At 37.3% G+C, this 1,452-nt stretch carries 2 protein-coding genes and 1 pseudogene; 2 read left to right on the top strand and 1 reads right to left on the bottom strand.

Annotated elements, in window-relative coordinates:
- On the top strand, nucleotides 1–463 hold a 463-nt coding region (locus tag AAA952_RS22210), incomplete at its 5' end, for an HNH endonuclease (RefSeq protein ID WP_338259681.1).
- Nucleotides 464–955, top strand: a complete 492-nt coding sequence (locus tag AAA952_RS22215; RefSeq protein ID WP_006081780.1) for a hypothetical protein — start codon at nucleotides 464–466, stop codon at nucleotides 953–955.
- Between the two features lie 93 nt (nucleotides 956–1,048).
- On the opposite strand, the pseudogene AAA952_RS22220 reads toward AAA952_RS22215, so the two are convergent.
- Nucleotides 1,049–1,258 (bottom strand): annotated as a pseudogene (locus AAA952_RS22220) (IS256 family transposase); the annotation flags it as partial.
- Nucleotides 1,259–1,452: the final 194 nt, after the last annotated feature.

Below are 1,452 nucleotides of genomic sequence, written 5' to 3' on the forward strand. Positions count from 1 at the left end.
AAAATCAACTACTAATTTACCAAAAATAAAATTTAAAAGATCCAGTATTTCTGAAGAGTCACACCCTCATCTATTTCATAATGGGAGACTAAAAAGAGGTGCTCAGTATGCATTCTCTGGAGAAGTTCACAGTATCACTGGGGTTGGTTTTGACGAAAATGCCCAACCAATTTTTGAATCAATGTTCGATGCAGTTATTCCTGATGAAATGATAGGACCTGAAACGAGTGATAATGTACAATTTAGCGAAGCAACTAAACAGTTAAAAACTGAGTTAAAGGAAAATTTACTCTTAAGAGATAATTTCACGAGTGAACAGTTAAGCAATATTGAAGATGAGTTACCAAAAATAAGTGATTATACTTGGCATCATCATGGTAAGGATACTCTTCAGTTAGTTGATGAGAAGATACATGCGAAAACTGGCCATCATGGTGGAAGAGCTGAGACAGGAGGACGATAAATGCCAGTGAATAATTATTTAAGATCGGATAGCTGTAATATTTTTTGTAAAATAGATAATGTTATAAAAATTTTAAATGTTGTGGAGCAATTGCTTGGTGAAAACATGAAAATTGATATTTTGACAATGCCAACTGATACTGCTATTTCATTTCGTATACAAATGAATAGTGATCATATTGATTTTCATGTGTTTAAAAGAGTGTCCGGCGGCGATCAAGTGTCTAAAACTATATTGGGTGCCTATAGCTTTTTTAAGAGAATAAAAACGGATGCAATTACTAATAAAAATTATATTCAACAGCATCTAGCTGAATGTAATGCTTCTATCGGTGTGAAGTCATCCACTAGCTTTTCTGGTCTTGATTATGACTTTTTGTTAAAAGTTGTTACGCATTGTGAAGGGCAAATTTTTAATGGGGTTGGTATGCTTGATGAGCAAGGAGATTTAATTTTAGATTCGGAAGGTTTTTATTCTGTTATATACGAATAAACATACCTTAATCAGTGTAATCAACTTTATCTGGCCCGAAGAGTCTGTTCATAATTCTGTGTTAGGCTAATTTCACAGATCGATATGGTTTCCTCAGCGTCGCTCAAAATGAATTGAGAGCTGTGACAGCGTCAAATTCCAATTTTGGATGGGATGCGTCCAGTGCTCAGAGGCCTTCAATATATCTGCGTAAAGCAGTTTGAGTAAACTGTTCTCGTTAGCAAAACCGCCCTTTGTTTTGGTTAACATCCTAAATTGTCGGTGCACCGCTTCAACCGCTTTGGTGGTGTAAATGCCGGTTCGATCATGCCGGACGGGAGACAGAGCGCGAATATGGCAATGGCTTAGTGTTAAGTCAGCAATACGATGTTTTTAGCCGCTTAATTGCTCAGCAATGGCAGCGGGGCAGTTGACTGCATGAACGCAGTTATAGTTATACAGTGCTCGCCATCAGTTAGTTCAGTTGCATGACAGCCAAACGGGTCAGTTGGATTTTG

This window comes from Shewanella sp. M-Br (assembly GCF_036245925.1).
GTDB classification, from domain to species: Bacteria; Pseudomonadota; Gammaproteobacteria; order Enterobacterales; family Shewanellaceae; genus Shewanella; species Shewanella oncorhynchi.

Excerpts from the sequence above, each read along its gene's own strand:
- AAA952_RS22215 (WP_006081780.1), top strand. The coding sequence starts at position 464 with ATGCCAGTGAATAATTATTTAAGATCGGATAGCTGTAATATTTTTTGT.